Here is a 25501-nt window from a genome sequence, read left to right on the forward strand (position 1 = left end):
GAGGTGACCGGCACCCGCATCCAGCTGTCCTACGCCGACGGCGACATCTGGGACTGGGCGGTGCCGTGGGACGAGTGGGTCGCGATGTCGGCGCTGTCGGAACAGGAATCCCCTGACAACATCCCGAACACCACGCAGGCGACGCGCGCCATGACCAGCGCGCCGGCGCACATCGTGCACGGCTCGACCGTCACCGCCAGGGTCGCGCCCTCCAGCCGCCACCCGTCACCCAGCGCGATTGCCGCGGCCCGCAACGCCAGGATCTCCGCGTGCGCAGTCGGATCGCCGAGTGCTTCGCGCGCGTTGGCCGCACGGGCCAGCTCGGCACCGGCTGCGGAGACGACGACCGCGCCGATCGGCACGTCCCGCGGGCCGGCCTGCCGGGCGGCGGTGAGCGCAGCGCGGATCAGGTCCTCGTCGGTCACCTGTCCAGACGGTCCAGCACCGCCGACAGCTCGTCGGCGAATCCCATCTCCCGGGCGATCCGGCCCACCTGCTCGTCGGCGTACAGGTCGTCGCTCTCGTCGAGGATCACGCCGAGCACCGCCTCGGGCAGGCCGATGTCGGACAGCACTCCGAGGTCGCCCTCCTCGAACGGATCGCACCGTTCCAGTTCCTCGTCGTCGATGTCGGCGTCGAGTTTCTCCAGAACCTCGGCCGCGATGTCGTAGTCCAGGGCCGCGGTCGCGTCAGAGAGCAGCAGCCGGGTGCCCGACGGCGCGGGACGCACGATGACGAAGAACTCGTCGTCGATGTCGAGGATTCCGAAAATCGCTCCCGCGCTGCGCATTTCACGCAGCTCGGTCTCCGCGGCGGTGAGGCTGGTCAGCGCGACGGGCCGCATCGGGGTGCACCGCCACTTGCCGTCCTCCCGGACGACGGCCACAGCGAAGCCGTCCGGAACGTCGGTCGCCCGCTCCTGCTTCTGTGCACTCTGCGCTCCCATGAGGCCTGAGGGTAGTCCCCCGGCAGGGCCTTGACCAGCGGGTCCGCACCGATACGCCCACCTCCTGACACCGTCCGCTCAGACAGGTGTGCCAACCTAGGCACGTGACGAAGACACCGGTGTGCGTGATCGGTATGGGCCTGATCGGCGGTTCGCTGATGCGGGCCGCGCAGGCGGCCGGGCGCGAGGTGTTCGGCTACAACCGCTCCGTCGAGGGCGTCGAGGCGGCCCGGTTCGACGGTTTCGACGCGAGCACCAACCTCGACCAGACCCTGGCCCGCGCCGCGGACGTCGACGCGCTGATCGTGCTCGCCGTCCCGGTGCCCGCGCTGCCGCTGATGCTGCATCACATCCGCGACGGCGCCCCGAACTGTCCGTTGACCGACGTCACCAGCGTCAAGGGCGCCGTGCACGCGGAGGTCGAGAAGGCCGGGCTGCTCGCCCGGTTCGTCGGCGGGCATCCGATGACCGGCACCGCGTACTCCGGTTGGGCGGCCGGGGACGCCCGGCTGTTCGTCGACACGCCCTGGGTGCTCAGCGTCGACGACCACGTCGACGCCGAGGTGTGGGCGATGGTGATGCACCTGGCGCTGGACTGCGGTGCGTTCGTCGTGCCGGCCCGCGCCGACGAGCATGATGCCGCCGCGGCGACGATCTCACATCTGCCCCACCTGCTGGCCGAGGCGCTGGCCGCCACGGCCGGTGAGGTCCCGCTGGCGTTCGCGCTGGCCGCGGGCTCGTTCCGGGACGGCACCCGGGTGGCCGCGACCGCGCCCGACCTGGTGCGAGCGATGTGCGAGGCGAACTCCGCCCAGCTGCTGCCCGTGCTCGACCACGCCCTGCGTCTGCTCATCGACGCCCGCAACCAGCTGGCCCGCAACCACCCGGTCTCCGAGCTCGTCGAGACCGGCCACGCCGCGCGGATCCGCTACGACAGCTTCAGCCGGCGCGGGATCGTCGCCACCGTGATCGGCGCCGACGGCTGGCGCGACGAACTCGCCGCGGCCGGGCGCGCGGGCGAGGTGATCAGATCCGCTCTGCCAACCCGGGATAGTCGAGGATGAAGCCGTCCGCGTCGACGCCGACGGTGGTCTCGGCCACCGGCGAGTGGAGGCTGATCCCGTTCTCACCTGCGGCGTAGCTGATCGTCGCCACGTCCACCGACAGGTCAGGCACCCGCACGTAGACCACCGGCACCGTCACCGACCCGCCGTCCTGGTACACGCGGGTGCGCCGGATCGGCAGCGCGTTGAAGAACGGGCTGAAGATCATGTCCACGTCCAGCGCACCGTCGAACGGCGACCGGCGGGTCTGCCCCGAATGCTCCTGGACCAGCCACATGTTCTCCTCGTCGCGCGCGATCGAGAGCTGCCGCTCCCGTTCGGCCAGCGTGACGGTCAGCGACAGCCGCTTCGTCGCGCCGTTCTCGTCGGTGACGAGGTCGTAGGACGCGCTGAACGCGGGGTGCGCCGACGTGGCGGCCGCCACGATCCGGCCGTAGGCCTTGATGCGCTGACCCGAGAGCTGCACACGCACCGACTCCATCCGCGGAACGTCGTGCGCGCGCCAGGTCAGAACGGCCGGCCAGGAATTGACCAGCTCCTCACGCACCGGGGGACTCGCAACCGAGCGATCGGCTTCACTCATGCCTCTACCGTAGGCGACGGGTTCGCCCGCTCGCGGTGGGCTGCCGAATCGCGTCCCGCACCGGCTCGCCCACCGGATTCCAGCGCGATCTCGTCGCCCAGAAGCGGCTGCGGCATCGCGCCGGAGCGCCGCATTCGGCCGGTGCCGGGCACCGAGGCCCACACCGCGAACGCCAGTAGCGCATCCAGGATCAGCGCCAGCGCGGTGACCATCAGGGCGCCCACCAACGCGAGGTAGAACTCCCGCACCTTGATGCCGTCGATCAGATAGCGGCCCAACCCGCCCAGGCTCGCGTACGCCGCGACGGTCGCGGTCGCCACGACCTGCAGGGTCGCGGTCCGCAACCCGCCGAGGATCAACGGCAGCGCGTTCGGGGTCTCGACCCGCAACAGGATCCGCGACTCCGTCATCCCCATCGACCGGGCGGCGTCGACGACGGAGCGGTCGACGTTCGCAATGCCCGAGTAGGTGCCGGCCAGCAGCGGCGGGATGCCGAGCAGCATCAGCGCGACGGTGGGCGGGACCAGCCCGAGCCCCCACAGCATCACACCCAGCAGCAGCACCCCGAGCGTGGGCAGTGCCCGCAGCGCGTTGACGCCGGTGACCACCAGGAAGGTGCCGCGGCCGGTGTGCCCGATCAGCATCCCCAGCGGCACCGCGATCAGCGCCGAGAAGAACACCGCGATGCCGGTGTACTGCAGGTGCTCGAGAATGCGGGCGGCCAGCCCGGCGGGGCCACCCCAGTTGGCCGCGGTGAAGATGAACGACAACGCCTCCTGCAGGAAGTTCATGCCGGCGCTCCCGCTTTGGCGGCCGCCGGCTTCGGCGCCCGGGTCCACGGGGTGAGCAGCTTGCCGACGGCCATGATCAGGGTGTCGATCACGATCGCCAGCACGAAGATCGCGACGATGCCGGCGAGAATCTGGTCGCTCTTGTTGGCCTGGTAGCCCTCGGTGAACCAGGTGCCCAGCCCGCCGATACCGATGACCGAGCCGACGGCCACCATCGAGATGTTGGTGACGGCCACCACCCGCAGGCTCGCGATCAGAACCGGAAGCGCCAGGGGCAGTTCGATTTTCAGCATCCGGGTGAGCGGCCGGTAGCCGACCGCGGTGGCCGCGTCGAGCACCGCGGGCGACACCGCGTCCAGCGCCTCGGGCACCGCGCGCACCAGCAGCGCGACGGTGTAGAGCGTCAGCGCCACGATCACGTTGGCCTCGTCGAGGATGCGGGTCGGGATGATCAGCGGCAGGACCACGAACAGCGCCAGCGACGGGACGGTGAACACGATGCTGGCGGTCACCGTGGTCAGCCGACGCCACGCGGTCCTGCGCTGCACCAGCGCACCCAACGGGACGGCGATCGACAGCCCCAGCACGATCGGGATCAGCGACAACCGCAGATGGATCAGCGTCAGCGTCCACAGATCGTCGAGGTGCGTGAGCAGATAGCGCATCGCCTACCCCTCCGCCTGCCTGGCGGTGCGCTGTTCGTCGAGGGTGGCGAGCACGTCGTCGGCCTTCACCGCGCCGATCACCTGCCCGTCACCGTCGACGGCGACACCGAGTCCCGCCGGGGAGGACAGCGCCGCGTCCAGCGCCAGCCGCAGTGTGCCGTCCGGGCGGAACAGTGAGCCGCCGGCGATGGTGCTGTCGTAGAGCGAGCGTCCGTTGCGGTGCAGTTCGACACCGTCGGCGTTGATCCAGGCATACGGCGCGCCGTCGGGCCGCGTCACCAGCACCCACTCCCCCGGCCGCAATGTCAGAGCGTCGATCTCCGGCTCACCGACCCGGCGAACGTCATGCAGCGGAAGGCCGGTCGCGTGGAAGAACTGCAGCCCGCGGTAGCCGCGGTCGGCGCCGACGAACCCGGCGACGGCGTCGTTGGCCGGGTTGGACAGCAGCCGCGCCGGCGCGTCGTACTGCTGCAGCACTCCGCCGCGGCCGAACACCGCGACCTTCTCCCCGAGCTTGACCGCCTCGTCGATGTCGTGGGTGACGAACACGATCGTCTTGCGCAATTCGCTTTGCAGCCGCAGGATCTCGGTCTGCAGGTCTTCCCGGACCACCGGGTCCACGGCGCTGAACGGCTCGTCCATCAACAGGATCGGTGGATCCGCGGCCAGCGCCCGGGCCACCCCCACCCGCTGCTGTTGTCCACCCGAGAGCTGCGCCGGGTACCGGTCGGCCAGCTTCGGGTCCAGCCCGACCCGCTCCATCACCGCGATCGCGGATTTGCGTGCGCTGCGCCGTGATTCGCCGCGCAGCACCGGCACCGTCGCGACGTTGTCGACGACGCGCAGGTGCGGCATCAGGCCCGCGCTCTGGATGACGTAGCCGATGCCGAGGCGCAGCTTCACCGCGTCGACCTTGGTGACGTCCTTGCCGTCGACGGTCAGCGTGCCCGACGTGGGGTCGATCATCCGGTTGATCATCCGCATCGACGTGGTCTTGCCGCAGCCCGACGGGCCGACGAACACCGCGAGTGTGCCCTCGGGGATCTCCAGCGTCAGATCGTCGACCGCCACGGTGCCGTCCGGGTACTCCTTGGTGACGTGCTCGAAGGTGATCATGTCCTACTTCCCGATGGGCTCGTCGAAACCGTTGGCGGAGATCCACTCAGCCGCCGCCTCGTCGGGGTCGATCCCCTGATTGCCCTCGACCGAGGTGTTCATCTCGATCAGGGCCTCGGTGGTCAACTTCGCGCTGACGGCGTCGAGCACCGTCTTGAGATCGTCGGACATCTTCTGGGACGCGACCAGCGGCACCACGTTCGCGGCCAGGAAGGCGTTCTCCGGGTCGTCGAGCACCACGAGCCTGCTCTGTTCGATGGCCGGCGAGGTGCTGAAGATGTTGGCGGCGGTGACGGTTCCGTCGGTCAGCGCCTTGACCGTGGCCGGACCCCCGCCGTCGCTGATCGCGATGAAGTTGGCCGGCGCGATGTCCAGGCCGTACTTCTGCTTGAGGCCGACCAGGCCCGTCTGCCGGGTCTGAAACTCCGACGGCGCACCGATTTTCACCTCCGGGGAGCGTGCGGCGAGGTCGGCGATGGACCTGAGGTTCCAGCGTTGCGCGGTCGCCTCGGACACCGCGAGGGTGTCCTTGTCCTCGGCCGGCGACGGATACAGGATCGACAGCCCGCCCGGAAGGGCTTTCAACAGGCCCAGCAGCACGGCGTCCGGTGTGGTCGCGTCACTGTCCGGGTCGAAGTACTGCAGCAGGTTTCCGGTGTATTCCGGGATCAGATCGATCGAGTGGTCCTGCACCGCGGGGATGTAGGTCTCCCGGCTGCCGATGCCGAACTGGCGGGAGATCGTGAACCCGTTGGCCTCCAGCGTCTGGGCGTAGATCTCGGCGAGGATCTTCGACTCGGTGAAGTCGGCCGACCCGACCTTGATGGATTTCAGGTCTCCGGAGATCTCGCCGCCGCCGAGCGGATTGGAACTGCCGCACGCCGCCACGAGCATCGCGATCGCGGCGAGGGCAATCGCGACAGCGGCGCGCCTGGTTCGTCGGGAACGGTTCATCCGAACGTCCTTTCACTCTCGCCGTGCCTGCGAGAAGGGCTGGGCCGACCTTACGTCACCGAAGGAAGTGGTTTCATTCGAAGAGCTTTAGGGCAAAGATGGGGCTATGACCAGCGATCCGTTCGCGTCACCGGACCAGCCGGCGTTCGATACGCCGGCGACACCACAGATGGGAACCCCCCCGATGGGGGGCTCGCCGCCGAAATCGGCGGTGCACCGCACCCGCGCGGCTGCCCTGTGGGCGGCGCTGACGTTGGGTTTCATCGTCCTGATCGTCCTGCTCATCTTCATCGCGCAGAACACCGAATCCGCGGAGTTCGCGTTCCTGGGCTGGCACTGGAGCCTTCCGCTGGGCGTCGCGATCCTGTTCGCGGCCGTGGCCGGGGGCCTGTTGACGGTCGCGGTGGGTGCGGTGCGCATGTTCCAGCTGCGCCGCGCGGCCAAGAAGAATCTCAAGGGCGGCGTGTAGCGGCTCGCCCGCAGCCAGGTGGGCAGGTCAGGAAAGCTCGGACAGCCCCGCGGCGATCAGTGGCCCCACCGCGTCGGCCACCTTGTCGGTGTCGTCGACGACGCCCGCCTCCCGCGCACGGTAGGCGATACCCGCCCCGATGATGGCGAGCTTGAAGTAGGCCAGCGCCATGTAGAAGTCCCAGTGGTCCAACGGCTGCCCCGCCGCCCGCGAGTACTTCTCGGCCAGCGCAGCCGCGTCGGGGATCAGATCGCTGGCCCACGCGGCGTCGGCGTGCACCAGGTGGAACGTCGGGTGCCGGTACACGCACATCAGCGCTGCGTCACTGAGCGGGTCACCGAGGGTGGACATCTCCCAGTCCAGTACCGCGATGACCTTCGTGGCGTCCTCGGCGTCGAGGATGGTGTTGTCGATGCGGTAGTCGCCGTGCACGATCGAGGTCCGGCTCTGCTGCGGGAGGGCTTCGCCGAGCCGCTGGTGCAGCTTCCTGACGTCGGCGTCGCACGGATCGTCGGGCTGTTTGACCAGGTCCCACTGCGAACCCCACCGCCGCACCTGGCGTTCGAGGTACCCGCTGGGCTTGCCGAAGTCGGACAGCCCGACCGCGTCCGGATCCACCGCGTGCAGGTCGGCGAGCACCGTGATCAGCGCATCCACGCACGCCTCGATCGTCGCCTCGTCACCGAGGGCCTTCAGCTGGTGGGTGTAGCGCACCACCCGGCCGGCGACATACTCCACCATCTGGAACGGCGCGCCCAGCACGGAGTCGTCGTTGCGCATCGTGACGGCCCGTGCGACCGGCACCGGGGTGTCGGCCAGCGCGGCCACCACCTTGTACTCGCGGGCCATGTCGTGCGCCGACGGGGTCAGACCGTGCAGCGGCGGGCGGCGCAGCACCCACTGCGACGCGTCGTCGGCCACCAGGAAGGTGAGGTTGGAGCGGCCGCCGGAGATAAACTCCGCGCGCAGGTCGCCGGTGCGGGGCACGCCGACCTCACGGAGGTGTCGGTCCAGGGCGGCGAGGTCGAGGCCTTCGAGGTCGGTCACGCTGACTTTCCTACCACCCCTACCAGCGCTGGTTCCGAGGGAGTAAGTCCCACACGTGTTCGGTGGCGTTGACGCCGGCGACGCCCAGCCGTCCGGTGCGCGAGGCCAGCAGCCGGGTGACCGAGGCGTAGTCGACGTGAAACGAGAGCAGCCGCTCGGTCCGCAGCACCCGATGCAGCAGCACGTTGATGACGCCGCCGTGGCTGAACACCGCGACGGTGTCGTCGTGGCCGGCGCTCGCGATGAGATCGTCGACGGCCGCGTCGACGCGGGTCAGGAACTCCGTCTCATCGACCGCGCTCGGCAGGTGACCGTCGATCAGCCGCTGCAACTCCTGCGGGTTCTCGGTGGCGATCTGCTCGATCGGGACGTAATGCTCCAGGTCGCGGTCGTACTCGGCCAGGCGCTCGTCGACCTCGATGGGCAGACCCAGCGCGTCGGCGACCGGTTGTCCGGTCTCGATCGCACGGATCTGCGGGCTGCTCACCAGCCGTGCGATCGGGAACCGGGCCAGCGCGTCGGGCAGGCGTTTGGCCTGTTCGATGCCCTCCTCGGACAGATGCGGATCGGAGCCCTGCCCGGGTTCGCTTCGCAGGGGCAACGCGTGTCGGACCAGAAGCAACTGCACCGTGACACCATATGGCCCGTGAGTGATGCGGGTGGATTCGCCGACCGGCTGTTCGACCTGACCGACCGGGTGGTGCTGGTCACCGGCGGCAGCCGCGGTCTGGGTCGGGAGATGGCCTTCGCGGCGGCCCGGTGCGGCGCCGATGTGATCATCGCCAGCCGCAAGTACGACGCGTGTGTGGGCACCGCCGAGGCGATCGCCGCGGAGACGGGCCGGGCCGCCTTTCCGTATCAGGTGCACGTCGGGCAGTGGGACGAGCTGGACGGGCTGGTCGACGCGGCCTATGACCGGTTCGGCAAGGTCGACGTGCTGGTCAACAACGCCGGCATGTCGCCGCTGTACGAATCGTTGCCGTCGGTCACCGAGAAGCTGTTCGACGCGGTGGTGAACCTGAACCTCAAGGGCCCGTTCCGGCTGTCGGTGCTGGTCGGTGAGCGCATGGTCGCCGCCGGCGGCGGCTCGATCGTCAACGTCAGCACCCACGGGTCGCTGCGGCCCCATCCGTCGTTCATCCCCTACGCCGCGTCCAAGGCCGGGCTGAACGCGATGACGGAGGCGCTGGCGCTGGCCTACGGGCCGGCGGTGCGGGTCAACACGTTGATGCCCGGACCGTTCCTCACCGACATCAGCGCGGCGTGGGAGTTCACCGACGGTGACACCAACCCGTTCGGGCACAGCGCCCTGCAGCGGGCCGGTCAGCCTGCCGAGATCGTCGGCGCGGCACTGTTCTTGATGTCGGACGCGTCCAGTTTCACGTCCGGTTCGATCGTGCGCGCCGACGGCGGCATTCCGTGATCGTCACGGGGTGACGATGTTGAAGCCGGGGTCCGGCTTGTCGAGCACCGCCACGAGCGCGGTGAGAACCCCGGCGTCCCCGGTGATCTGCAGGCCGGGTGAGGTGTCGTCACCTACCGCCAGTGCGAGCAGCCGCATCTTGTCGGCCAGCCGGACGGTCGCCTGCGCGGTAACCGCGTCGGCGGGCACCTTGCGGTAGACCAGCACACCGTTGCGCAGCGTCAGCCGGTAGTTGCTGTGACTGTCGAGGAACGTGACGTCGACAGCCAGGTCGAGATCCCATGCGCGGGGCCCGTTCACGCTGATCGCCAGCACGTCGAACATCTGCTCCGGGGACAGCTGCCCCACCATCGACGTCGAATTCGCCTGCGTCGGGGTGCCGAAGTTGCCGTCGCGTAACTCGGTGGCGCCGGCCAGGAAGAAGTTCCGCCACGTCGCGGTCTCGGCGCCGTAGGCCAGTTGTTCCAAGGTGTCGGCGTAGAGGCTCCTGGCACCGGCATGATTCTGGTCGGTGAAGATTGCGTGATCGAGAAGCGTGGCTGCCCAACGGAAGTCACCGTCGATGAACGCCTGCTGCGCCAGTTCGACGACGCGGTCGATGCCGCCCATCGCCGCGACGTAGCGGGGTCCGCTCGCCTCGGGCGGGTGCGGCCACAACCGGGCCGGGTTGCCGTCGAACCACCCCATGTAACGCTGGTAGACCGCCTTGACGTTGTGGTTCACCGACCCGTAGTAGCCGCGCGCATGCCAGGCCCGCTCCAGCGCGGGCGGCAGCGCGAAGTTCTCGGCGATCTCGATGCCGGTGTACCCCTGGTTGAGCAGCCGCAGCGTCTGGTCGTGCAGATAGGCGTACAGATCCCGTTGCAGCGAAAGGAATTCGACGATCCGCTGCTTTCCCCATGTGGGCCAGTGATGCGAGGCGAACACGACGTCGGCGCGGTCGGCGAACCTGTCGATGGCCTCGGTGAGGTAACCGGCCCAGCCGCGCGGATCGCGCACCAGCGCGCCGCGCAGGGTGAGCAGGTTGTGCAGGTTGTGGGTCGCGTTCTCGGCCATGCACAGCGCGCGGTACCGCGGGAAATAGAAGTGCATCTCGGCCGGGGCCTCGGTGCCGGGCGCCATCTGGAACTCGATCTCGACACCGTCGATGGTGTGCATCTCGCCGGTCTCCCGGATGTCGACCGTCGGGACGATGATCGCCACCTCCCCCGTCGACGGGGTCTGGCCGAGCCCGCATCCGACCTGCCCGCGGGGACCGCGCTCGAGCACCGTGCCGTACATGTAACCGGCCCGGCGGGTCATCGCCGTCCCGGCGTAGACGTTCTCCTGCACCGCGTGGGCGGTGAAGCCCTCCGGGGCCAGCACCGCGACCCTGCCCGCGTCGACGTCGGCCTGCGAGGTCACCCCCAGCACGCCGCCGAAATGGTCGACGTGGCTGTGGGTGTAGATCACAGCGTTCACGGCTCGATTTCCGCGGTGTTCGCGGTACAGCGCCAGCGCCGCGGCGGCCACCTCGGTCGACACCAGCGGGTCGATCACGATGATGCCGGTGTCGCCCTCGACGAAGGTGATGTTGGACAGGTCGAAGCCGCGCACCTGGTAGATGCCATTGACCACCTCGTAGAGCCCCTGCCTGGCCACCAGGCTCGACTGCCGCCACAGGCTGGGATGCACCGACGTCGGCGCGTCCCCGGTCAGGAATGCGTACACGTCGTTGTCCCACACGACGCGGCCGTCGGCGGCGGTGATGACGCAGGGCTGCCGCGCGGCGATGAACCCGCGGTCGGCGTCGGCGAAATCCCGGGTGTCGTCGAACGGGAGCCTGGCCAGTTGCTCCCGGTGTGCGGCGTCGATGGTCGGGGTGGGCGGTTTGCTGTCCATATCTGCCCAGAGTGCCACGCAGGACACCCCGCCGGTGCTTGACTGACGCGATGGACATCCGCCGAGTCGTCACCGGACACGATGCGTCCGGGAAGTCAGTGTTCGTCAGCGACGAGAAAGTCGCGCCCCGGGTACCCATGCTGCTGCCCGGCTCCGAGTTCACGCTGCTGTGGGGCGGCGACGAGGCGCCTCGGTTCCCCGATGACGGCTCGATGCCGAAGTGGCACAGCTACTTTCCGCCCGTCGGCGGTTTCCGGTTCTCGTTGCTGACGCTGCCGCCCGGGTCCGCCGAGGCCGATCCGGCGCAGCTCAGCCTCGAGGACGCGCTGGCCGACGCCGAGCAGAAACTGCCCGGCCTGCTCGCCTACATGGACCCCGACGATCCCGGCATGCACGCCACCGACACCATCGACTTCGAGGTGGTGCTGGAGGGCACCGTGATCCTCGAACTCGACGACGGCGCCGAGGTGACCCTGAACCCCGGTGACACGGTGGTGCAGAACGGCACCCGGCACCGGTGGCGCAACCCGGGTGACACCCCGGCCCGGATGGCGCTGTTCATCTGCGGGGCCCACCACGCGAACGTCACCCCCGCATCGCCTCACCGAGACGGCTGATCTCGGCGTCGCCGTGGCCGGCGGCGACCACGGCGTCGGCGTAGCGCTTCATCGCCTTCAGCGCGGTGGCATCCACACCGCTGCTCTCTGACGTCGCGATCAGGTGCGTCAACGACGCGGCGACCGAGGACACCGATGCGCTGGCGTCGCCGTGCCGGCCGGCTTCGACGCGTTCGGCGATCTCGGTGAAGATCGGCGGCAGGACCGCCGCGATGCCGAGCGCGTGCGGAAGCAGCTCCCCGGGCGTGATGCCGTGCGGCCGCGCGGTTTCCAGCGCATGCATGAATCCGCCCGTGGCGGTCCAGAACACGTCCAGCAGCGCCATGTCGTACGCGGCGGCGCGGCCGTGGTCCTCCCCCAGCCAGGTCGCCTGCCCCAGGCTCTCGAACAGCGCGCGGTGGGCGTCGAACAGCTCCCGCGGCCCGGCGTACAGCACGCTGGCGTCGGCGGTGCCGACCACGTCGGTCGGGGTCATGATCGCGCCGTCGAGGTAGCACCCGCCGGCGTCGGCGACGAGTTTGGCGGTGCCGCGGGCGCGATCGGGGGTGTCGGAGCTCAAACCGACCAGCGCCCGTCCTGCGGCGGCGTCACCGGCGGCGGTGACCACAGCGTCGACGGCGTCGTGGTCGACGACGTTGATCAACGTCACGTCACCGGAGGCGACGGCGTCCGCGGGAGTCGGCGCCCACCGCGCGCCCCGGGAAAGTAGTTCTGCGGCTTTGGATTCCGTGCGGTTCCAAACCGTCACGCGATATCCGGCGTCGAGCAGCGCGGCGGCCAGGGCCCGGCCCATCGGTCCCAGCCCGAGGACGGCGACGGTCTTCATGCGTCCCCTCCCGGCTTCGCGATGCTCTCGAAGACGCGGGCGAAACCGTGATCGCCGAACCCGGCGTCGATCTGTCGCCGGATGAGACCCTGCACGGCGTCGACGACGACGGTGCTGATGCCCTGGGCACGTCCCGCGTCGACGATGTCGGCGAGGTCGCTGAACAGGAGGCTTTGCTGCCCGGGCACTGCATAGTCTGCGCCGTCGATGATTTCGGCGTACTCGGCGACCGTCGGCGCCACCGCCTGCAGCCACGGCACCGCGCGTGCGGCGAACTCCGCGGCCGACACCCCGGCCGGCGCCACCATCGCGGCTCCGTGGAAGAAGCCGGCGAACATCGTGTACATGCCTGCCAGCAGCGCGAGGTCGTAGAGTGAGGCCGTCCCGGCATCCGTACCGAAATACTCTGCGTCGCCCCACCGGTCGAGCAGTCGGTGGTGTGCGTCGAACACGTCGCGGGCGCCGCTGTAGAGCACCGTGGACGCGGGCGTGCCGATCATGGCGGGGGTCCCCATGATCCCGCCGTCGAGGTAGGCGATGCCGGCCGCAGCGGCCCACTGCGCCAGTTCCCGCGCGCCGTCGGGTGTCGTGGTGGTCACGTTGATCAGGTCACGCCCGGCCAGCTTCCCGACTGCCGGGTCGAGGACGTCGTGTACCGATGCGTGGTCGAGCAGGCACACGACGATGACGTCGGCGGCTGCGACGGCGTCGGCGACGGAGTCCGCGACCGACGCGCCGGCCGCACGCAGCTGCGCGGTCCGCGCGGGGGTGCGGTTCCACACGGTGGTCCTGAAGCCGGCGGCCAACGCCGCGCGGGCCAGCGCCGAGCCCATCTCGCCGGTACCGAGGAAAGTCACTGAGTTCATGGCACCATCGTGGATAGGTCGCGAACCATCCGACAAGTACCCACTATTAAGTGCGGTACTTACCGAAACGAAACTAATGCCTCTGATCTGCGGGAGTGGTCTGACGTGTCATCGCTGGGTAAGTACACATGTGGGCTCGACGCGGCGATGGCCGTCGTTGCGGGCAAGTGGGTTCCGTTGATCCTGTGGGAGCTCGCCGAAGGGCCGGTGCGCTTCAACACGCTGCATCGCAACCTCGCGGGCATCTCGCAGAAGATGCTGACCCAGCACCTCAAGGATTTGCAGTGTTATGGCGTGGTGCACCGCGAGAGCTACCACGAGGTGCCACCGCGGGTGGAGTACTCGATGACGCCGGCCGGCCGCGAACTACTCGATGCCCTTGAGCCACTGGGGAATTGGGCCGAGAAGCACATCGGCCTGATCTGCGCCGCCGACGCGGGCTGAGTCAGCCCCCGTGCTCGGCGAGCCACCTGTCGGCGCGCCGCTTCGAAGCCCGCGACAGCCACGCGTCCTGGATCAGCTCGCGCAGCTCGGTGACGCTGACCTCGCCCAGCCGGCTGGCGCGGACCAGCACCGACAGGTGGCCGGTGAAGTGGTCGGTGGTGAAGAACGGCGAATCCGGATCCTGGGTCAGCGCCAGTTTGTCGTCCTCGGATCCGACCCAGATGATGATGACGTCGGCGTACCGCTCGCCGGTGTCCGGGTCGAACGCGTCGGGCCGCGGCGTCCGGAAGTACACGAACGACTTGTTGCCGACCTGGTAGACCGGGTTGCCCGCCTTCGGTCCCTCCACGCGGGTCACGTGCGGCATCGATGCGGCGATCTGGTGGACGTCGTCGACGGTGGCGGGACGGTCAGGCATGGCGCGGCAACCGGTGCAGCTCGACGTCGTGCAGCGCGCCGGCGTGCACCGTGGCGGTCATGAAGGTGCAATGCGGCTGACGGCGCCGGTCTGTCGGTGAGCCCGGATTGAGCAGGCGCAAACCGGTTTTGGCGGTGGTGTCCCACGGGATGTGGCTGTGGCCGAAGACGAGCACATCGGTGTCGGGGTAGTCCCGCGCCATGCGCGCCTCACGGCCGGTGGCGGCGCCGGTCTCGTGCACGACGGTGAACTTCAGGCCCTCCAGTACCACGTCCGCCCGCTCGGGCAACCTGCGACGCAACTCGGGCCCGTCATTGTTGCCCCAGCAGCCGACCAGCCGTCGAGACCGCGCTTCGAGCGCGTCGAGCAGGTCCGGCTCGACCCAGTCCCCGGCGTGGATCACCACGTCGGCGGCATCCACCTCATCCCACACCGCGGGCGGCAGGTCTTTGGCACGTTTGGGCAGGTGCGTGTCGGCGATCAGCAGAAGGCGCACAGTCCCAGGTTAGGGACGGCGACCGGGAAGGGCACTTCGGACCACCCGGCGATTCTTCCGCGCCGGAGAGATCCCGAAAGCGCGCCCGAAGGGATTCGAACCCCTAACCTTCTGATCCGTAGTCAGATGCTCTATCCGTTGAGCTACGGGCGCATGCAGGTACTGCATATTCAGTTGTGTCGCCGGCGAGCCGGCAATCGCACCGCGGAGGCGAGAGGATTTGAACCTCCGGTCCCCGGTAAGGGGGACAACTCATTAGCAGTGAGTCCCATTCGGCCGCTCTGGCACGCCTCCCGACGTTTACCGCCGCTGCGACAGAGTACACAGGGGCTACCGCGGGAAGCAAAGCAGCTCCGGGCGGGCCCTAAACTGTTCGGGTGTCCGCCCGTCTCCGCCCCGAACTCGCCGATCTGCCCGCCTACGCACCGGGCAAGACGGTGCCCGGCGCCATCAAGATCGCCAGCAACGAAACCGTGCACGGCCCGCTGCCCAGCGTGCGGGCCGCGATCGAGAAGGCGATCGACGGGATCAACCGCTACCCGGACAACGGCTACATCGAACTGCGGGACCGTCTCGCCAAGTACGTCGGCTTCGCCCCGGAGCACATCTCCGTCGGCTGCGGGTCGGTCAGCCTGTGCCAGCAGTTGATCCAGATCACCTCCACCGTCGGTGACGAGGTGCTCTACGGCTGGCGCAGCTTCGAGATCTATCCACTGCAGGTGCGCACCGCCGGCGCCACCCCGGTGCAGGTCCCGCTGACCGACCACACCTTCGACCTCGACGCGATGCTGGCCGCGATCACCGACCGCACCCGGCTGATCTTCGTGTGCAACCCGAACAACCCGACCAGCACCGTCGTCGACCCCGACGCGCTGGCCCGGTTCGTCGAGGCGGTGCCGCCGCACATCCTGGTGGTGCTCGACGAGGCCTACATCGAGTACATCCGCGACGGCCTGGTGCCCGACAGCTTCGGCCTGGTCCGGGCACACAGCAATGTCGTTGTGCTGCGCACCTTTTCGAAGGCGTACGGATTGGCAGGCCTGCGGGTCGGCTACGCCGTCGCGGATCCGGACATCGTCTCCGCGCTGTCCAAGGTGTACGTCCCGTTCACCGCCACCAGCGTGTCGCAGGCCGCGGCCATCGCGTGCCTGGACGCCGCCGACGAACTGCTGGAACGCACCGACGCCGTCGTCGCCGAACGCGCGCGGGTCAGCGCCGCGCTGCGCGACGCCGGCTACGACCTGCCGTCCTCGCAGGCGAACTTCGTGTGGCTGCCGCTGGCCGGTCGGGCGCAGCAGTTCGCCGCCGACGCCGCCAACAGCCGCATCATCGTGCGGCCGTACGGGGAGGACGGCGTCCGCGTCACGGTCGCCGCGCCGCACGAGAACGACGCCTTCCTCGACTTCGCGCGCAACTGGACAGGAGACAGATGACCGCCGACGCCCGCAAGACCTTCACCGAGCTGACCCGGCGCACCGGCCGGATCTCCGACGCCGAGCTCGACGAGTTCTGGGCCACCCTGGCGCCCGCCACGATCGACTTCATGCTCGGCGAATGGAAGGGCGGCGAATTCGACACCGGGCACAAGGCCAACGGCTTCATGAAGAAGCTGAACTGGTTCGGCAAGACCTTCCACTCCGCCACCGACGCCAAACCGCTGGTCTGCCTGGACGCCGACGGCAACAAGTTCTCCAACACCGAGGCGATGAACGGTGAGGCCAGCCTGTGGATGGAGGAGTTCCGCGGTGAGGTCGTCGCGTCGATGGTCTACGACGGGCGGCCGGTGCACGACCACTTCAAGGTCGTCGACGACAACGCCGTCATCGGCATCATGAACGGCAAAGGCGCCCTCGACACCAGCTCCGGCACCCCCCGCCACCTGTACTTCTATCTCGAACGGGGGTAGCCGCATATCGTGGCCAGGATGAAGACGCACGCGCGGTTCACGGCCGCGACGATCGTCGGCGTGGGCCTCGCCCTGGCCCTGGCCACGGGATGTCAGCGCACGACCGAGGGCGCCGTCGCGCAGACCACCGAGCCGGGCCCGCCGCTGACGTCGGCACCCACGACGACCAGCCGCACGCCGAGTATCCCCGGCCTGCCCGACATCCAGATCCCGAACCTGCCGCTGCCCACTCGCAGCACCGACGTGCCCGACGTCCCCGCGCCGGCCAACGCGCTGACGATGACGTGCGAGGAGTTCAGCGGCCTCGACGAGGCCACCCGGGTGGCCGTGGTCCGCGAGATCCTGTCCCAGGAGGGCAACCCGCTGGGGCCCGACGGCGAGTTCGTCGGCCAGATCCTGGCCGACGCCGCGTGCCAGTTCCTGCCCAACGCGGTCGTCTCCGATGTGCTGCTGGGCGGCGGCTAACCTCTCTGCTCATGGGTGACTCCTACGAATCCTTGACCGTCGACATCGCCGATCGCATCGCGCAGGTGACGCTGATCGGACCGGGCAAGGGCAATGCGATGGGCCCGGCGTTCTGGGCCGAACTGCCGGTGGTGTTCACCGAGCTCGACGCCGACCCCGAGGTGCGGGCGATCGTGCTGACCGGTTCGGGCCGGAACTTCAGCTACGGCCTCGATCTGGCCGCGATGGGTGACACGCTCGGGTCGATGATGGCCGACGCCTCGTCGTCGAAGCCGCGGGCCGACTTCCACGCCCGCCTGAAGACCATGCAGTACGCGATCACCGCGGTCGCCGACTGCCGCACACCGACCATCGCGTCGGTGCACGGCTGGTGCATCGGCGGCGGCGTCGACCTGATCTCGGCGGTCGACATCCGGTACGCGAGCAGCGACGCGAAGTTCTCGGTGCGCGAGGTCAAGCTCGCGATCGTCGCCGACGTCGGCTCGCTGGCCCGCCTGCCGCTGATCCTGTCCGACGGGCATCTGCGGGAGCTGGCGCTGACGGGCAAGGACATCGACGCCATGCGCGCCGAGAAGATCGGGCTGGTCAACGACGTGTACCCGGACGCCGAGGCGTCGCTGGCCGCCGCCCGGGCCACCGCCGCCGAGATCGCCGCCAACCCGCCGCACACCGTGCACGGCATCAAGGACGTGCTCGACGAGCAGCGCACCGCCCAGGTGGCGGCCAGCCTGCGCTACGTCGCGGCGTGGAACTCGGCCTTCCTGCCGTCGAAAGACCTCACCGAGGGGGTCACGGCGATGTTCGAGAAGCGGCCGCCGAACTTCACCGGCGAGTAGCAGGGCGCTGGCAGGAGCCGCCCGGGCTATCCCTGCATCTCGGTCTGGCCGGGCTCCGGCGGCGCGTCGCCGGTGGGTCCCTCCATCTCGGACTGGCCCGGCTCGGGGGGTGCGTCCTCGGCACCGGGTCCGAGCATCTCGGTCTGCCCGGGCTCGGGTGGGGCGTCGCCATCCGGGTCATCGCCGGCGCCGTGGTTCGGGTTGGTGCAGATGGTGCCCTCGCACGGCACCATCGAGCCGTCACCGTTGGGGTTGGGCATCATCGGCACACTGGTCGTCGGCGCGGGAACCGGTGCGGGAACCCCGGGGGTGGAGTCCGGCGTCGCGGAACCCTTCGGCTGGCTGGGACCGGTGGTCGACACCGTCGACGGCGACGTCGACGTGGCCGGCTCCTGCGACGAGCCGGAGCCGCAGCCCGCCCCAGCGGTGGCGACGATGATGGCGACACTGGCGATCAGAATCCTGTTCGTCTGCACGGTTTGCCACGTTAACAAGATCGCCCGCGCCCGGACACTGCCCCCGATGCCGGCAAGAGCGGTGGCGGAGGGATTTGAACCCCCGGACGGTGTTAGCCGTCTCTCGCTTTCAAGGCGAGTGCATTAGGCCGCTCTGCCACGCCACCGCGGGACAGTCTAGACGCGGCCGATCTTGGCCGACGGCGCGCCGTTCTTCAGCCCCGCGCTGATCCGCCGGCAGTTCTCCCCCATCGCCGTGACCTGCGGTCGGCTCAACCGGTCCAGGAAGTGCATCCGCACCGCGGCCCCGTAGGTCTGCATCGCGGTCGCCAACGCCGTTCTCCCCTCCGGCGTGATGCTCGCGAGCACACCGCGTCCGTCGTCGGGACTGGCGCCGCGGCTGACCAGCCCCTGCACCTCCAGACGGTGGATTTGGCGCGTCACCCGGCTGGGCAACGACATCAGCGCCTCGGCGACGTCACCCATCCGGGCGCACCCGCTCGGCGATTTGGCCAACATGTCGAGCAGCCGCACATCGTTGAGTGTCAGCCCGTGCCCGTCGGTAAGCGACCGGTTCATGGTCGCGTACATGCGCAGCGCGGCATCGAGAAAATTCTGCCACGCCCTTTGCTCAGCTATGTCGAGGCCCGGCGTATCGCTCGCCGTGCGCCCCCCGATAATCCCCTCCATGTGCACATACTAGGCGCCCAAAGCGTTGCCGGGGGTAAAAATTCTCGGAGTTTTCCCTGCGTAGTAGCCTTATCCGAATGCATGCGATCGTGGCGGACGCCACCTCGAACAAGCTGACCTGGCAGTCCGTGCCGGATGTCGCCCCTGCTCCCGGTGAGGTTCTCATCCAAGTGGTCGCCGCGGGCGTCAATCGCGCCGATCTGCTGCAGGCGGCCGGGAAGTATCCGCCGCCTCCGGGGGCCAGCGACATCATCGGGCTGGAGGTGTCCGGCACCGTCGCCGCCGTCGGTGACGGGGTGACGCAGTGGACCCCCGGCCAGCAGGTGTGCGCTTTGCTGGCCGGCGGCGGGTACGCCGAGTTCGTCGCCGTTCCCGCCGGTCAGGTGATGCCGGTCCCCGGCGGGGTTCCGCTGCCCTACGCCGCGGGGCTGCCCGAGGTCGCGTGCACGGTCTGGTCGAACGTGGTCATGACCGCAGGGCTGTCCTCCCCCGAACTCCTGCTGGTCCACGGCGGCGCGAGCGGCATCGGCACGCACGCCGTCCAGGTGGCCAAGGCGTTGAACTGCCGGGTGGCGGTGACCGCGGGATCGCCCAACAAACTGGACCTGTGCGCCGAACTCGGCGCCGACATCACGATCGACTACCGCAACAACGACTTCGTCGACGTCGTCCGCGAGGCCGGGGGTGCCGACGTCATCCTCGACATCATCGGCGCGAAGTATCTGGACCGCAATGTCGACGCACTCGCCGCCGGCGGGCGGTTGGTGATCATCGGCATGCAGGGCGGGGCCAAGGGCGAGCTGAACATCGGCAAACTGCTGGCCAAACGCGGCAGCGTCGTCGCGACCGCGCTGCGGTCCCGGCCGGTCGACGGGCCGGACGGCAAGACCGGCATCGTCGCCGCGGTCACCGCCCAGGTGTGGCCGATGGTCGCCGACGGCCAGGTCCGCCCCGTCATCGGTGCCGAGTTCCCCATCGCCGAGGCCCGCGCCGCCCACGAACTCCTGGAATCCGGCGATGTCTCCGGCAAAGTGATTCTGCGCGTTGATGTTTAGCCGCATTCAGCCCAGCGACGCCAGTGCCCGCACCAGCTGATCGATCTCCGCTGAGGTGTTGTAGTGGGCCAGCCCGATGGTCACCGCGCCGCCGATGTCGTTGACGCCGATGACGTCGAGCACCCGCGAGCTCGCGTTCGCGATCGCGAGGATGCCGTTGTCGGCCAGCCGCTGCACCACCCGCTCGGCGGGCACGTTGTCGATCGCGAGACTGAGCACCGGGATCCGCACCTCGGCACTGCCGATCACGGTGACCGTCGGCAACGACCGCAACGACATCATCAGGTAGTCGAACAGCGCGCTCAAGTGCGCCGACGCCGACTGCATCGACACCGCGAGCCGCTCACGCCGCGAACCCTGCGCTGAATCATCCAGCGCGGCAAGGTATTCGATGCTAGCCACCACACCGGCGAGCATCCCGAACTGATGGGATCCGAGCTCGAGGCGGGCCGCCCCGGTCGCGTACGGGTTCAGCGACACCGAGCCGAGCGTGTCGATGACCGACGGGTCGCGGAACACCAGCGCCCCGATCGGCGGGCCGCCCCACGCCAGCGCGTTGACGGCCACCACGTCGGCTTCGGTCTCGTCGAAGTCGAACAGCCGGTACGGCGCCGCCGCGGAGTGGTCCACGATCACCAGCCCGCCGACCTCGTGCACCAGCTTGGTCACCTCACGCAGCTCGGTCACCGTGCCCAGGGTCGACGAGGCCGAGGTGATCGCGACCAGACGGGTCGGCCGGGTCACCAGGCTCTCCCACTGCCACGACGGCAGCTCCCCGGTCTCGATGTCGACCTCGGCCCACTTCACCTTCGCACCGAACCGGTTCGCCGCCCGCAGCCACGGCGCGATGTTCGCCTCGTCGTCCAGACGGCTGACCACCAGCTCGTAGCCCAGCCCCACCCGCGCCGACGCGGCATCGGCCAACGACGTCAGCAGCACCGCGCGGTCCGCGCCGAACACCACACCGGCGGGGTCGGCGTTGACGAGGTCGGCCACCGCCTGGCGGGCGGCCGCCAGCACGGCCGCACTGCGTCGCGCGGCGGGGTGCGCGCTGGAGGTTGTGGGCATCGAGCCGCGGAACGCGGTGGACACGGCACGGCCCACCGAGTCGGGCAGCAACATGCCGTTCTGGGCGTCCATATGCACCCAGCCATCGCCCAGTGAAGGGTGCAGTCCGCGCACCCGGGCGACGTCGTATGCCATGCCAGACCACCTTAGTGCGACTCGGAACTTCGCCGTTCCGCCCGAATTCGAGGCGTGCCGGCCGCTGCCCGACCTCGCTGTTACCACCCGCGTCAACGCCGGCGCGGGCCATCTGCGCAGTCATACTAGTCGAGCCCGCAACAGGTGCGGAGCGCTACCAGCAGTGCGATTGCTGATGACGGAGACGTAAACGCACAGCCAGTGTCAATATGCTCGCTGTGGGTTTGCGGAACGCGTTGCGGCGACTTCTCCCGGGCGGGCGGCGAACGCCCGGACACCGCCCCGCCCCGGAGTGTCCGTCGGCCCCTTGTTGGGACAAATCCGGCGGGTGGGAGAAGATCGACGCGACAGCGAGGCCCGCGTCCACCGGTACACGGAGCCCGATCGCGATAAGTCAGTGAAGCTGGGGCACTCTTAGGGACATGGCTATCAATAGCGACGACGACAACATCGAGATCATCGGCGACGACGAGGTCGACGTCGAGAGCGGATCCGACGGGAAGTCGCTGACCGACCTCGTCGAACAGCCCGCCAAGGTGATGCGTATCGGCACGATGATCAAGCAGCTGCTGGAGGAGGTGCGGGCGGCACCGCTGGACCAGGCCAGCCGGGAGCGGCTGCGCGACGTGCACCGCACGAGCATCCAGGAGCTCGAGGAGGGGCTGGCCCCCGAGCTGCGCGACGAGCTGGAGCGGCTGACGCTGCCGTTCACCGAGGACGCGGTCCCGTCGGACGCCGAACTGCGCATCGCCCAGGCCCAGTTGGTGGGCTGGCTGGAAGGCCTGTTCCACGGCATTCAGACCGCGCTGTTCGCCCAGCAGATGGCGGCCCGTCAGCAACTCGAGCAGATGCGCCAGGGCGCGCTGCCGCCCGGGGTGGTGGTGCCCGGCCAGCGCGGCGGCCAGGGGCACGGCACCGGTCAATACCTGTGAGAGCCGCGTGACCAGTCCCGCCGACACGTCGATGCCCTCGATCCAGACCCGCAACGCGTGGGTCGAGTTCCCGATCTTCGACGCGAAGACGCGCTCGTTGAAGAAGGCGTTCCTCGGCAAGGCCGGCGGAACGATCGGCCGGAACGCGTCCAACGTCGTCGTCATCGAGGCGCTGCGCGACATCACGATGTCGCTCAAGATGGGCGACCGGGTGGGTCTGGTCGGACACAACGGTGCCGGCAAGTCGACGCTGTTGAGGCTGTTGTCCGGCATCTACGAACCCACCCGGGGTGTGGCGACGGTGCGCGGCCGGGTCGCGCCGGTGTTCGACCTGGGCGTCGGCATGGACCCGGAGATCTCCGGCTACGAGAACATCATCATCCGCGGGTTGTTCCTCGGACAGACGCGGAAACAGATGATGAGCAAGGTCGACGAGATCGCCGAGTTCACCGAACTCGGTGACTATCTGTCGATGCCACTGCGCACGTACTCGACGGGCATGCGGGTGCGGCTGGCCATGGGAGTGGTGACCAGCATCGACCCCGAGATCCTGCTCCTCGACGAAGGGATCGGCGCCGTCGACGCGGAGTTCCTCAAGAAGGCGCAGTCGCGGCTGGCCGACCTGGTCGCGCGGTCGGGCATCCTGGTCTTCGCGAGCCACTCCAACGAGTTCTTGGCGCGGCTGTGCAACACCGCGATGTGGATCGACCACGGCACCATCAAGATGGAGGGCGGCATCGAGGACGTCGTCCGCGCCTACGAGGGAGAGGACGCCGCCCGGCACGTGCGTGAGGTGCTCGAGGAGAACGCGCGGGAGAACCGGTCTGCATGACCGGCCTGATCGTTGCCGTCGTCGTCACCCACCGCCGCCCCGACGACCTGGCCAAGTCCCTGGACATGCTGGCGTCGCAGAGCCGGCCGCTCGACCATCTGATCGTCGTCGACAACGACCACGACGATCAGGTGGCCGCTCTTGTTGCCGGGCAACCCATTCCGACCACCTATCTGGGTTCACGGCGCAACCTCGGCGGCGCGGGCGGTTTCGCGCTGGGCATGCTGCATGCGCTGAGCCTGGGTGCGGACTGGATCTGGCTGGCCGACGACGACGGCCGGCCCCAGGACACCGACGTGCTGGCCACCCTGTTGGCGTGCGCCGAGCGGCACGGCCTGGCCGAGGTCTCGCCGATGGTGTGCAACCTCGACGACCCGGACCGGCTGGCGTTCCCGCTGCGCCGCGGCCTGAAGTGGCGCCGGCTGGTCGGTGAACTGCGGGTCGAGGGCGACGACGGTCTGCTGCCGGGCATCGCGTCGCTGTTCAACGGGGCGCTGTTCCGCGCCTCGGCGGTCGAGTCCGTCGGCGTACCGGACCTGCGCCTGTTCATCCGCGGCGACGAGGTCGAGCTGCACCGCAGGCTGGCGCGCTCCGGCCTGCCGTTCGGCACCTGCCTGCAGGCCAGCTATCTGCATCCCTGCGGCACAGAGGAATTCAAACCGATCCTGGGCGGCCGGATGCACACCCAGTACCCCGACAACGAGACCAAGCGCTTCTACACCTACCGCAATCGCGGCTACGTGCTGTCCCAACCGGGGTTGCGCAGGCTGCTGCCGCAGGAACTGCTGCGCTTCGGGTGGTACTTCCTGGTGTCCAAGCGCGATCCTGCCGGGTTCCGGGACTGGATCCGCCTGCAACAGTTGGGCCGACGCGAGAGGTTCTTCAGACGATGACGATCATGGACGCCGCGGCGCAGTCCAGGACGTTCGCGCGGGCCTGGGGCGATCTGGTCGCCGGGTTCGGCAAGCGGGAACTGTGGCTGCACCTGGGCTGGCAGGACATCAAACAGCGCTACCGGCGCTCGGTGCTCGGGCCGTTCTGGATCACGATCGCCACCGGCACGACGGCCGTGGCGATGGGCGGGCTGTACTCCATGCTGTTCAAACTGGAGCTGTCCGAACATCTTCCGTACGTCACGCTGGGACTGATCGTCTGGAATCTGATCAATGCGGCGATCCTGGAAGGCGCCGACGTCTTCGTCGCCAACGAGGGGCTGATCAAACAGCTTCCGACCCCGCTGTCGGTGCACGTCTACCGGTTGGTGTGGCGGCAGATGCTGCTGTTCGCGCACAACATCATCATCTTCGTGATCATCGCGATCATCTATCCGAAGCCGTGGACGTGGACTGACCTGGCCGTGATCCCCGCACTGGCGCTGCTCGCGCTGAACTGTGTCTGGGTGGCCTTGTGTTTCGGCATCCTGGCCACCCGCTACCGCGACATCAGCCCGCTGCTCGCGAGCCTGGTGCAGCTGCTGTTCTTCATGACGCCGATCATCTGGAACGAGTCCACACTGCAGGCGCAGGGCGCGGGCGGCTGGGCCAAGATCGTCGAGCTCAACCCGCTGCTGCACTACCTGGACATCGTGCGGGCACCGCTGCTGGGTGCCGACCAGGAGCTGCGGCACTGGGTGGTGGTGCTGGTGTTGACCGTCGTCGGGTGGGGCTTCGCGGCGCTGGCGATGCGTCAGTACCGCGCCCGGGTGCCGTACTGGGTGTGACGGTCAGCTGACCAGCGCGGTGCCGTCCGGTTCGGGGCCGAACACGAAGCGCCGGCCCGTCACCGCCTGCGGGCTGATCCGCACGAACCGCTCCTTCTGGGTGGCGATCCACGGGTAGAGCCCGGCGCGCCGTGCGTCGGCGAGCTCGGTGGAGGTGGCCAGCAGCCGCGCCTTGCCGCGGACGATCACACTCCATCCCTCGACGACGTTGTGATCATCGGCCTCGAAGACGACGTACTCGTTGAGCGCGGAGGTCAGCAGTTTCGTCCCCTCCGCGGTGCGGAACAGCAGCGTGTTGTCCTGCACGACGAAGTTGACGGGAAAGATCTCGGTCCAGCCGTTCACCGTCGTCACGAGCCGGCCCAGCGACACGCTGCCGAGTAACTGCCAACTCTCGGTCTCGGTGAGTTCGGTGACCGGGGCATCCGATGTGGTTGTCGCGTCCATGGCTTCATCATCTGTGCCGCCGGGAAGCTCTCCTAGGGTCCAAAGGCACTTCTCTCAAGCCCCCGCCGAAATTGCATTCCGGCAGGCCGGAACTCGCAGAAGTCCGTCCTAGATGCAATCTCGGCGGGGGCTGTCACCCGGGAAGCTACTTGACGTCGACGTAGTAGACGCTGCCGGTGACGCTGTTCTGGAACGTGCGGTCGTAGCGGTAGTCGCGGACCGTGGAACGGATGTCACCGCCCTTGTGGATCCCGACCACGCTGGCCTCGCTCAACGGGGCATCCGAGAGCCGGTTGACCACCACCCGGTGGCCCTGGGCTTCGAGCTGGCTGATCGTGGCATCGGCGTTGCCTC

General features: G+C 68.9%; 31 protein-coding genes, 3 tRNA genes and 3 pseudogenes. 15 read left to right on the forward strand and 22 right to left on the reverse strand.

What is annotated here, in order from left to right; genetic code table 11:
• Positions 1 to 96, forward strand: a pseudogene (locus tag ASJ79_RS34450) (hypothetical protein); the annotation flags it as partial.
• A 26-nt stretch (positions 97 to 122) separates the two neighbouring features.
• On the opposite strand, the pseudogene ASJ79_RS24500 reads toward ASJ79_RS34450, so the two are convergent.
• Positions 123 to 425 (reverse strand): annotated as a pseudogene (locus tag ASJ79_RS24500) (nucleoside deaminase); the annotation flags it as partial.
• Positions 422 to 946: a tRNA adenosine deaminase-associated protein gene (locus ASJ79_RS24505; protein ID WP_067961099.1), complete on the reverse strand. Its 525-nt coding sequence runs from the start codon at positions 944 to 946 to the stop codon at positions 422 to 424. The gene ASJ79_RS24505 and the pseudogene ASJ79_RS24500, both read right to left, overlap by 4 nt.
• Positions 947 to 1050: 104 nt before the next feature.
• Between ASJ79_RS24505 and ASJ79_RS24510 the strand changes: the two genes are divergently transcribed.
• A complete protein-coding gene (locus ASJ79_RS24510; RefSeq protein ID WP_197420358.1) occupies positions 1051 to 2010 on the forward strand; it encodes a prephenate dehydrogenase in 960 nt (319 codons plus the stop codon).
• Here ASJ79_RS24510 and ASJ79_RS24515 read toward each other — a convergent pair.
• Genes ASJ79_RS24515 through ASJ79_RS24535 form a run of 5 tightly spaced genes read right to left on the reverse strand, consistent with a single transcriptional unit; the run spans position 1973 to position 6119 of the window.
• Entirely contained in the window at positions 1973 to 2593 is a 621-nt protein-coding gene (locus tag ASJ79_RS24515) for a putative glycolipid-binding domain-containing protein (RefSeq protein ID WP_067961102.1), read from the reverse strand. The genes ASJ79_RS24510 and ASJ79_RS24515 overlap by 38 nt on opposite strands.
• Positions 2590 to 3384, reverse strand: a complete 795-nt coding sequence (locus ASJ79_RS24520) for an ABC transporter permease (protein ID WP_067961181.1) — start codon at positions 3382 to 3384, stop codon at positions 2590 to 2592. Before ASJ79_RS24520 ends, ASJ79_RS24515 begins: the two co-directional genes overlap by 4 nt.
• The gene (locus ASJ79_RS24525) at positions 3381 to 4049 is read right to left on the reverse strand and encodes an ABC transporter permease (RefSeq protein WP_067961105.1); all 669 of its coding nucleotides are present in this window, start codon (positions 4047 to 4049) and stop codon (positions 3381 to 3383) included. The genes ASJ79_RS24520 and ASJ79_RS24525 overlap by 4 nt, the downstream gene beginning before the upstream one ends.
• Before the next feature lie 3 nt (positions 4050 to 4052).
• Entirely contained in the window at positions 4053 to 5165 is a 1113-nt protein-coding gene (locus ASJ79_RS24530; protein ID WP_067961108.1) for an ABC transporter ATP-binding protein, read from the reverse strand.
• Positions 5166 to 5168: 3 nt separating this feature from the next.
• Entirely contained in the window at positions 5169 to 6119 is a 951-nt protein-coding gene (locus ASJ79_RS24535; protein ID WP_067961111.1) for an ABC transporter substrate-binding protein, read from the reverse strand.
• Positions 6120 to 6225: 106 nt separating this feature from the next.
• Here ASJ79_RS24535 and ASJ79_RS24540 point away from each other — a divergent pair, with 106 nt between their 5' ends.
• The gene (locus tag ASJ79_RS24540) at positions 6226 to 6588 is read left to right on the forward strand and encodes a lipopolysaccharide assembly LapA domain-containing protein (RefSeq protein WP_067961114.1); all 363 of its coding nucleotides are present in this window, start codon (positions 6226 to 6228) and stop codon (positions 6586 to 6588) included.
• 27 nt (positions 6589 to 6615) lie between these two features.
• On the opposite strand, the gene ASJ79_RS24545 is transcribed toward ASJ79_RS24540, so the two are convergent.
• Together ASJ79_RS24545 and ASJ79_RS24550 are read right to left on the reverse strand one after the other, a co-directional pair.
• Complete coding sequence (locus ASJ79_RS24545; RefSeq protein ID WP_067961117.1) at positions 6616 to 7635, reverse strand: phosphotransferase family protein; 1020 nt, start codon at positions 7633 to 7635, stop codon at positions 6616 to 6618.
• 19 nt (positions 7636 to 7654) lie between these two features.
• Entirely contained in the window at positions 7655 to 8263 is a 609-nt protein-coding gene (locus tag ASJ79_RS24550) for a histidine phosphatase family protein (protein WP_067961120.1), read from the reverse strand.
• Between the two features lie 18 nt (positions 8264 to 8281).
• Here ASJ79_RS24550 and ASJ79_RS24555 point away from each other — a divergent pair, with 18 nt between their 5' ends.
• Positions 8282 to 9058 carry an SDR family NAD(P)-dependent oxidoreductase gene (locus tag ASJ79_RS24555; RefSeq protein WP_067961123.1) on the forward strand — a complete coding sequence of 259 codons (777 nt, stop codon included), beginning with the start codon at positions 8282 to 8284 and terminating at the stop codon, positions 9056 to 9058.
• Positions 9059 to 9061: 3 nt separating this feature from the next.
• Here ASJ79_RS24555 and ASJ79_RS24560 read toward each other — a convergent pair whose 3' ends face one another.
• Positions 9062 to 10939 (reverse strand): alkyl/aryl-sulfatase, encoded by a 1878-nt coding sequence (locus tag ASJ79_RS24560; RefSeq protein ID WP_067961125.1) that lies wholly within the window; start codon positions 10937 to 10939, stop codon positions 9062 to 9064.
• A gap of 50 nt (positions 10940 to 10989) precedes the next feature.
• Here ASJ79_RS24560 and ASJ79_RS24565 point away from each other — a divergent pair, with 50 nt between their 5' ends.
• Positions 10990 to 11556, forward strand: a complete 567-nt coding sequence (locus ASJ79_RS24565) for a cupin domain-containing protein (RefSeq protein WP_067961128.1) — start codon at positions 10990 to 10992, stop codon at positions 11554 to 11556.
• Here ASJ79_RS24565 and ASJ79_RS24570 read toward each other — a convergent pair.
• Positions 11525 to 12388: pseudogene (locus tag ASJ79_RS24570) on the reverse strand (NAD(P)-dependent oxidoreductase); the annotation flags it as partial. The gene ASJ79_RS24565 and the pseudogene ASJ79_RS24570 sit on opposite strands and share 32 nt — an antisense overlap.
• A complete protein-coding gene (locus tag ASJ79_RS24575) occupies positions 12379 to 13248 on the reverse strand; it encodes an NAD(P)-dependent oxidoreductase (RefSeq protein ID WP_082754040.1) in 870 nt (289 codons plus the stop codon). The pseudogene ASJ79_RS24570 and the gene ASJ79_RS24575, both read right to left, overlap by 10 nt.
• A 105-nt stretch (positions 13249 to 13353) precedes the next feature.
• On the opposite strand from ASJ79_RS24575, the gene ASJ79_RS24580 reads away from it, so the two are divergent.
• A complete protein-coding gene (locus tag ASJ79_RS24580) occupies positions 13354 to 13692 on the forward strand; it encodes a helix-turn-helix domain-containing protein (protein ID WP_067961134.1) in 339 nt (112 codons plus the stop codon).
• Position 13693: 1 nt separating this feature from the next.
• Here the strand turns inward: ASJ79_RS24580 and ASJ79_RS24585 are convergent, their stop codons facing one another.
• The 4 genes from ASJ79_RS24585 to ASJ79_RS24600 all read right to left on the reverse strand — a co-directional run bounded on the left by ASJ79_RS24585 (position 13694) and on the right by ASJ79_RS24600 (position 14900).
• The gene (locus ASJ79_RS24585) at positions 13694 to 14110 is read right to left on the reverse strand and encodes an MmcQ/YjbR family DNA-binding protein (protein ID WP_067961136.1); all 417 of its coding nucleotides are present in this window, start codon (positions 14108 to 14110) and stop codon (positions 13694 to 13696) included.
• Positions 14103 to 14606 carry a metallophosphoesterase gene (locus ASJ79_RS24590; protein ID WP_067961138.1) on the reverse strand — a complete coding sequence of 168 codons (504 nt, stop codon included), beginning with the start codon at positions 14604 to 14606 and terminating at the stop codon, positions 14103 to 14105. Before ASJ79_RS24590 ends, ASJ79_RS24585 begins: the two co-directional genes overlap by 8 nt.
• 80 nt (positions 14607 to 14686) lie before the next feature.
• Positions 14687 to 14759 (reverse strand) — tRNA-Arg (locus tag ASJ79_RS24595).
• A gap of 52 nt (positions 14760 to 14811) precedes the next feature.
• A tRNA-Ser gene (locus tag ASJ79_RS24600) sits at positions 14812 to 14900 on the reverse strand.
• Positions 14901 to 14983: 83 nt separating this feature from the next.
• Between ASJ79_RS24600 and hisC the strand changes: the two genes are divergently transcribed.
• Genes hisC through ASJ79_RS24620 form a run of 4 tightly spaced genes read left to right on the forward strand, consistent with a single transcriptional unit; the run spans position 14984 to position 17813 of the window.
• On the forward strand, positions 14984 to 16039 hold the full coding sequence (gene hisC / locus ASJ79_RS24605) for a histidinol-phosphate transaminase (RefSeq protein ID WP_067961141.1): 1056 nt from the start codon (positions 14984 to 14986) through the stop codon (positions 16037 to 16039).
• On the forward strand, positions 16036 to 16512 hold the full coding sequence (locus ASJ79_RS24610; RefSeq protein ID WP_067961145.1) for a DUF4334 domain-containing protein: 477 nt from the start codon (positions 16036 to 16038) through the stop codon (positions 16510 to 16512). The genes hisC and ASJ79_RS24610 overlap by 4 nt, the downstream gene beginning before the upstream one ends.
• 18 nt (positions 16513 to 16530) lie before the next feature.
• Positions 16531 to 16977, forward strand: coding sequence for a hypothetical protein (locus ASJ79_RS24615; RefSeq protein ID WP_067961148.1), 447 nt, complete (start codon positions 16531 to 16533; stop codon positions 16975 to 16977).
• Positions 16978 to 16988: 11 nt separating this feature from the next.
• A complete protein-coding gene (locus tag ASJ79_RS24620; RefSeq protein WP_067961150.1) occupies positions 16989 to 17813 on the forward strand; it encodes a crotonase/enoyl-CoA hydratase family protein in 825 nt (274 codons plus the stop codon).
• 26 nt (positions 17814 to 17839) lie between these two features.
• On the opposite strand, the gene ASJ79_RS24625 is transcribed toward ASJ79_RS24620, so the two are convergent.
• The 3 genes from ASJ79_RS24625 to ASJ79_RS24635 all read right to left on the reverse strand — a co-directional run bounded on the left by ASJ79_RS24625 (position 17840) and on the right by ASJ79_RS24635 (position 18958).
• The gene (locus ASJ79_RS24625; protein WP_067961153.1) at positions 17840 to 18289 is read right to left on the reverse strand and encodes a hypothetical protein; all 450 of its coding nucleotides are present in this window, start codon (positions 18287 to 18289) and stop codon (positions 17840 to 17842) included.
• A 59-nt stretch (positions 18290 to 18348) separates the two neighbouring features.
• Positions 18349 to 18435 (reverse strand) — tRNA-Ser (locus tag ASJ79_RS24630).
• Between the two features lie 10 nt (positions 18436 to 18445).
• Positions 18446 to 18958 carry a MarR family winged helix-turn-helix transcriptional regulator gene (locus tag ASJ79_RS24635; RefSeq protein ID WP_067961188.1) on the reverse strand — a complete coding sequence of 171 codons (513 nt, stop codon included), beginning with the start codon at positions 18956 to 18958 and terminating at the stop codon, positions 18446 to 18448.
• A gap of 77 nt (positions 18959 to 19035) precedes the next feature.
• Here ASJ79_RS24635 and ASJ79_RS24640 point away from each other — a divergent pair, with 77 nt between their 5' ends.
• A complete protein-coding gene (locus tag ASJ79_RS24640; protein ID WP_067961156.1) occupies positions 19036 to 20013 on the forward strand; it encodes an NAD(P)H-quinone oxidoreductase in 978 nt (325 codons plus the stop codon).
• Positions 20014 to 20019: 6 nt separating this feature from the next.
• Here the strand turns inward: ASJ79_RS24640 and ASJ79_RS24645 are convergent, their stop codons facing one another.
• Positions 20020 to 21216, reverse strand: coding sequence for a cysteine desulfurase-like protein (locus ASJ79_RS24645; protein ID WP_067961160.1), 1197 nt, complete (start codon positions 21214 to 21216; stop codon positions 20020 to 20022).
• Positions 21217 to 21638: 422 nt separating this feature from the next.
• Between ASJ79_RS24645 and ASJ79_RS24650 the strand changes: the two genes are divergently transcribed.
• The 4 genes from ASJ79_RS24650 to ASJ79_RS24665 are packed head-to-tail and all read left to right on the forward strand — an operon-like array spanning position 21639 to position 24700.
• Positions 21639 to 22148 carry a bacterial proteasome activator family protein gene (locus ASJ79_RS24650; RefSeq protein ID WP_067961164.1) on the forward strand — a complete coding sequence of 170 codons (510 nt, stop codon included), beginning with the start codon at positions 21639 to 21641 and terminating at the stop codon, positions 22146 to 22148.
• A 31-nt stretch (positions 22149 to 22179) separates the two neighbouring features.
• Positions 22180 to 22980, forward strand: a complete 801-nt coding sequence (locus ASJ79_RS24655; protein WP_156448621.1) for an ABC transporter ATP-binding protein — start codon at positions 22180 to 22182, stop codon at positions 22978 to 22980.
• Entirely contained in the window at positions 22977 to 23873 is an 897-nt protein-coding gene (locus tag ASJ79_RS24660; RefSeq protein WP_067961168.1) for a glycosyltransferase, read from the forward strand. Before ASJ79_RS24655 ends, ASJ79_RS24660 begins: the two co-directional genes overlap by 4 nt.
• Positions 23870 to 24700 carry an ABC transporter permease gene (locus ASJ79_RS24665; RefSeq protein WP_067961172.1) on the forward strand — a complete coding sequence of 277 codons (831 nt, stop codon included), beginning with the start codon at positions 23870 to 23872 and terminating at the stop codon, positions 24698 to 24700. The genes ASJ79_RS24660 and ASJ79_RS24665 overlap by 4 nt, the downstream gene beginning before the upstream one ends.
• Before the next feature lie 3 nt (positions 24701 to 24703).
• On the opposite strand, the gene ASJ79_RS24670 is transcribed toward ASJ79_RS24665, so the two are convergent.
• Both ASJ79_RS24670 and ASJ79_RS33470 read right to left on the reverse strand, forming a co-directional pair.
• Positions 24704 to 25147, reverse strand: coding sequence for a pyridoxamine 5'-phosphate oxidase family protein (locus tag ASJ79_RS24670; protein ID WP_067961174.1), 444 nt, complete (start codon positions 25145 to 25147; stop codon positions 24704 to 24706).
• Between the two features lie 145 nt (positions 25148 to 25292).
• On the reverse strand, positions 25293 to 25501 hold a 209-nt coding region (locus ASJ79_RS33470; protein WP_067961177.1), incomplete at its 5' end, for a hypothetical protein.

This window comes from Mycobacterium sp. NAZ190054, assembly GCF_001545925.1.
In the GTDB taxonomy this organism is placed as follows: domain Bacteria; phylum Actinomycetota; class Actinomycetes; order Mycobacteriales; family Mycobacteriaceae; genus Mycobacterium.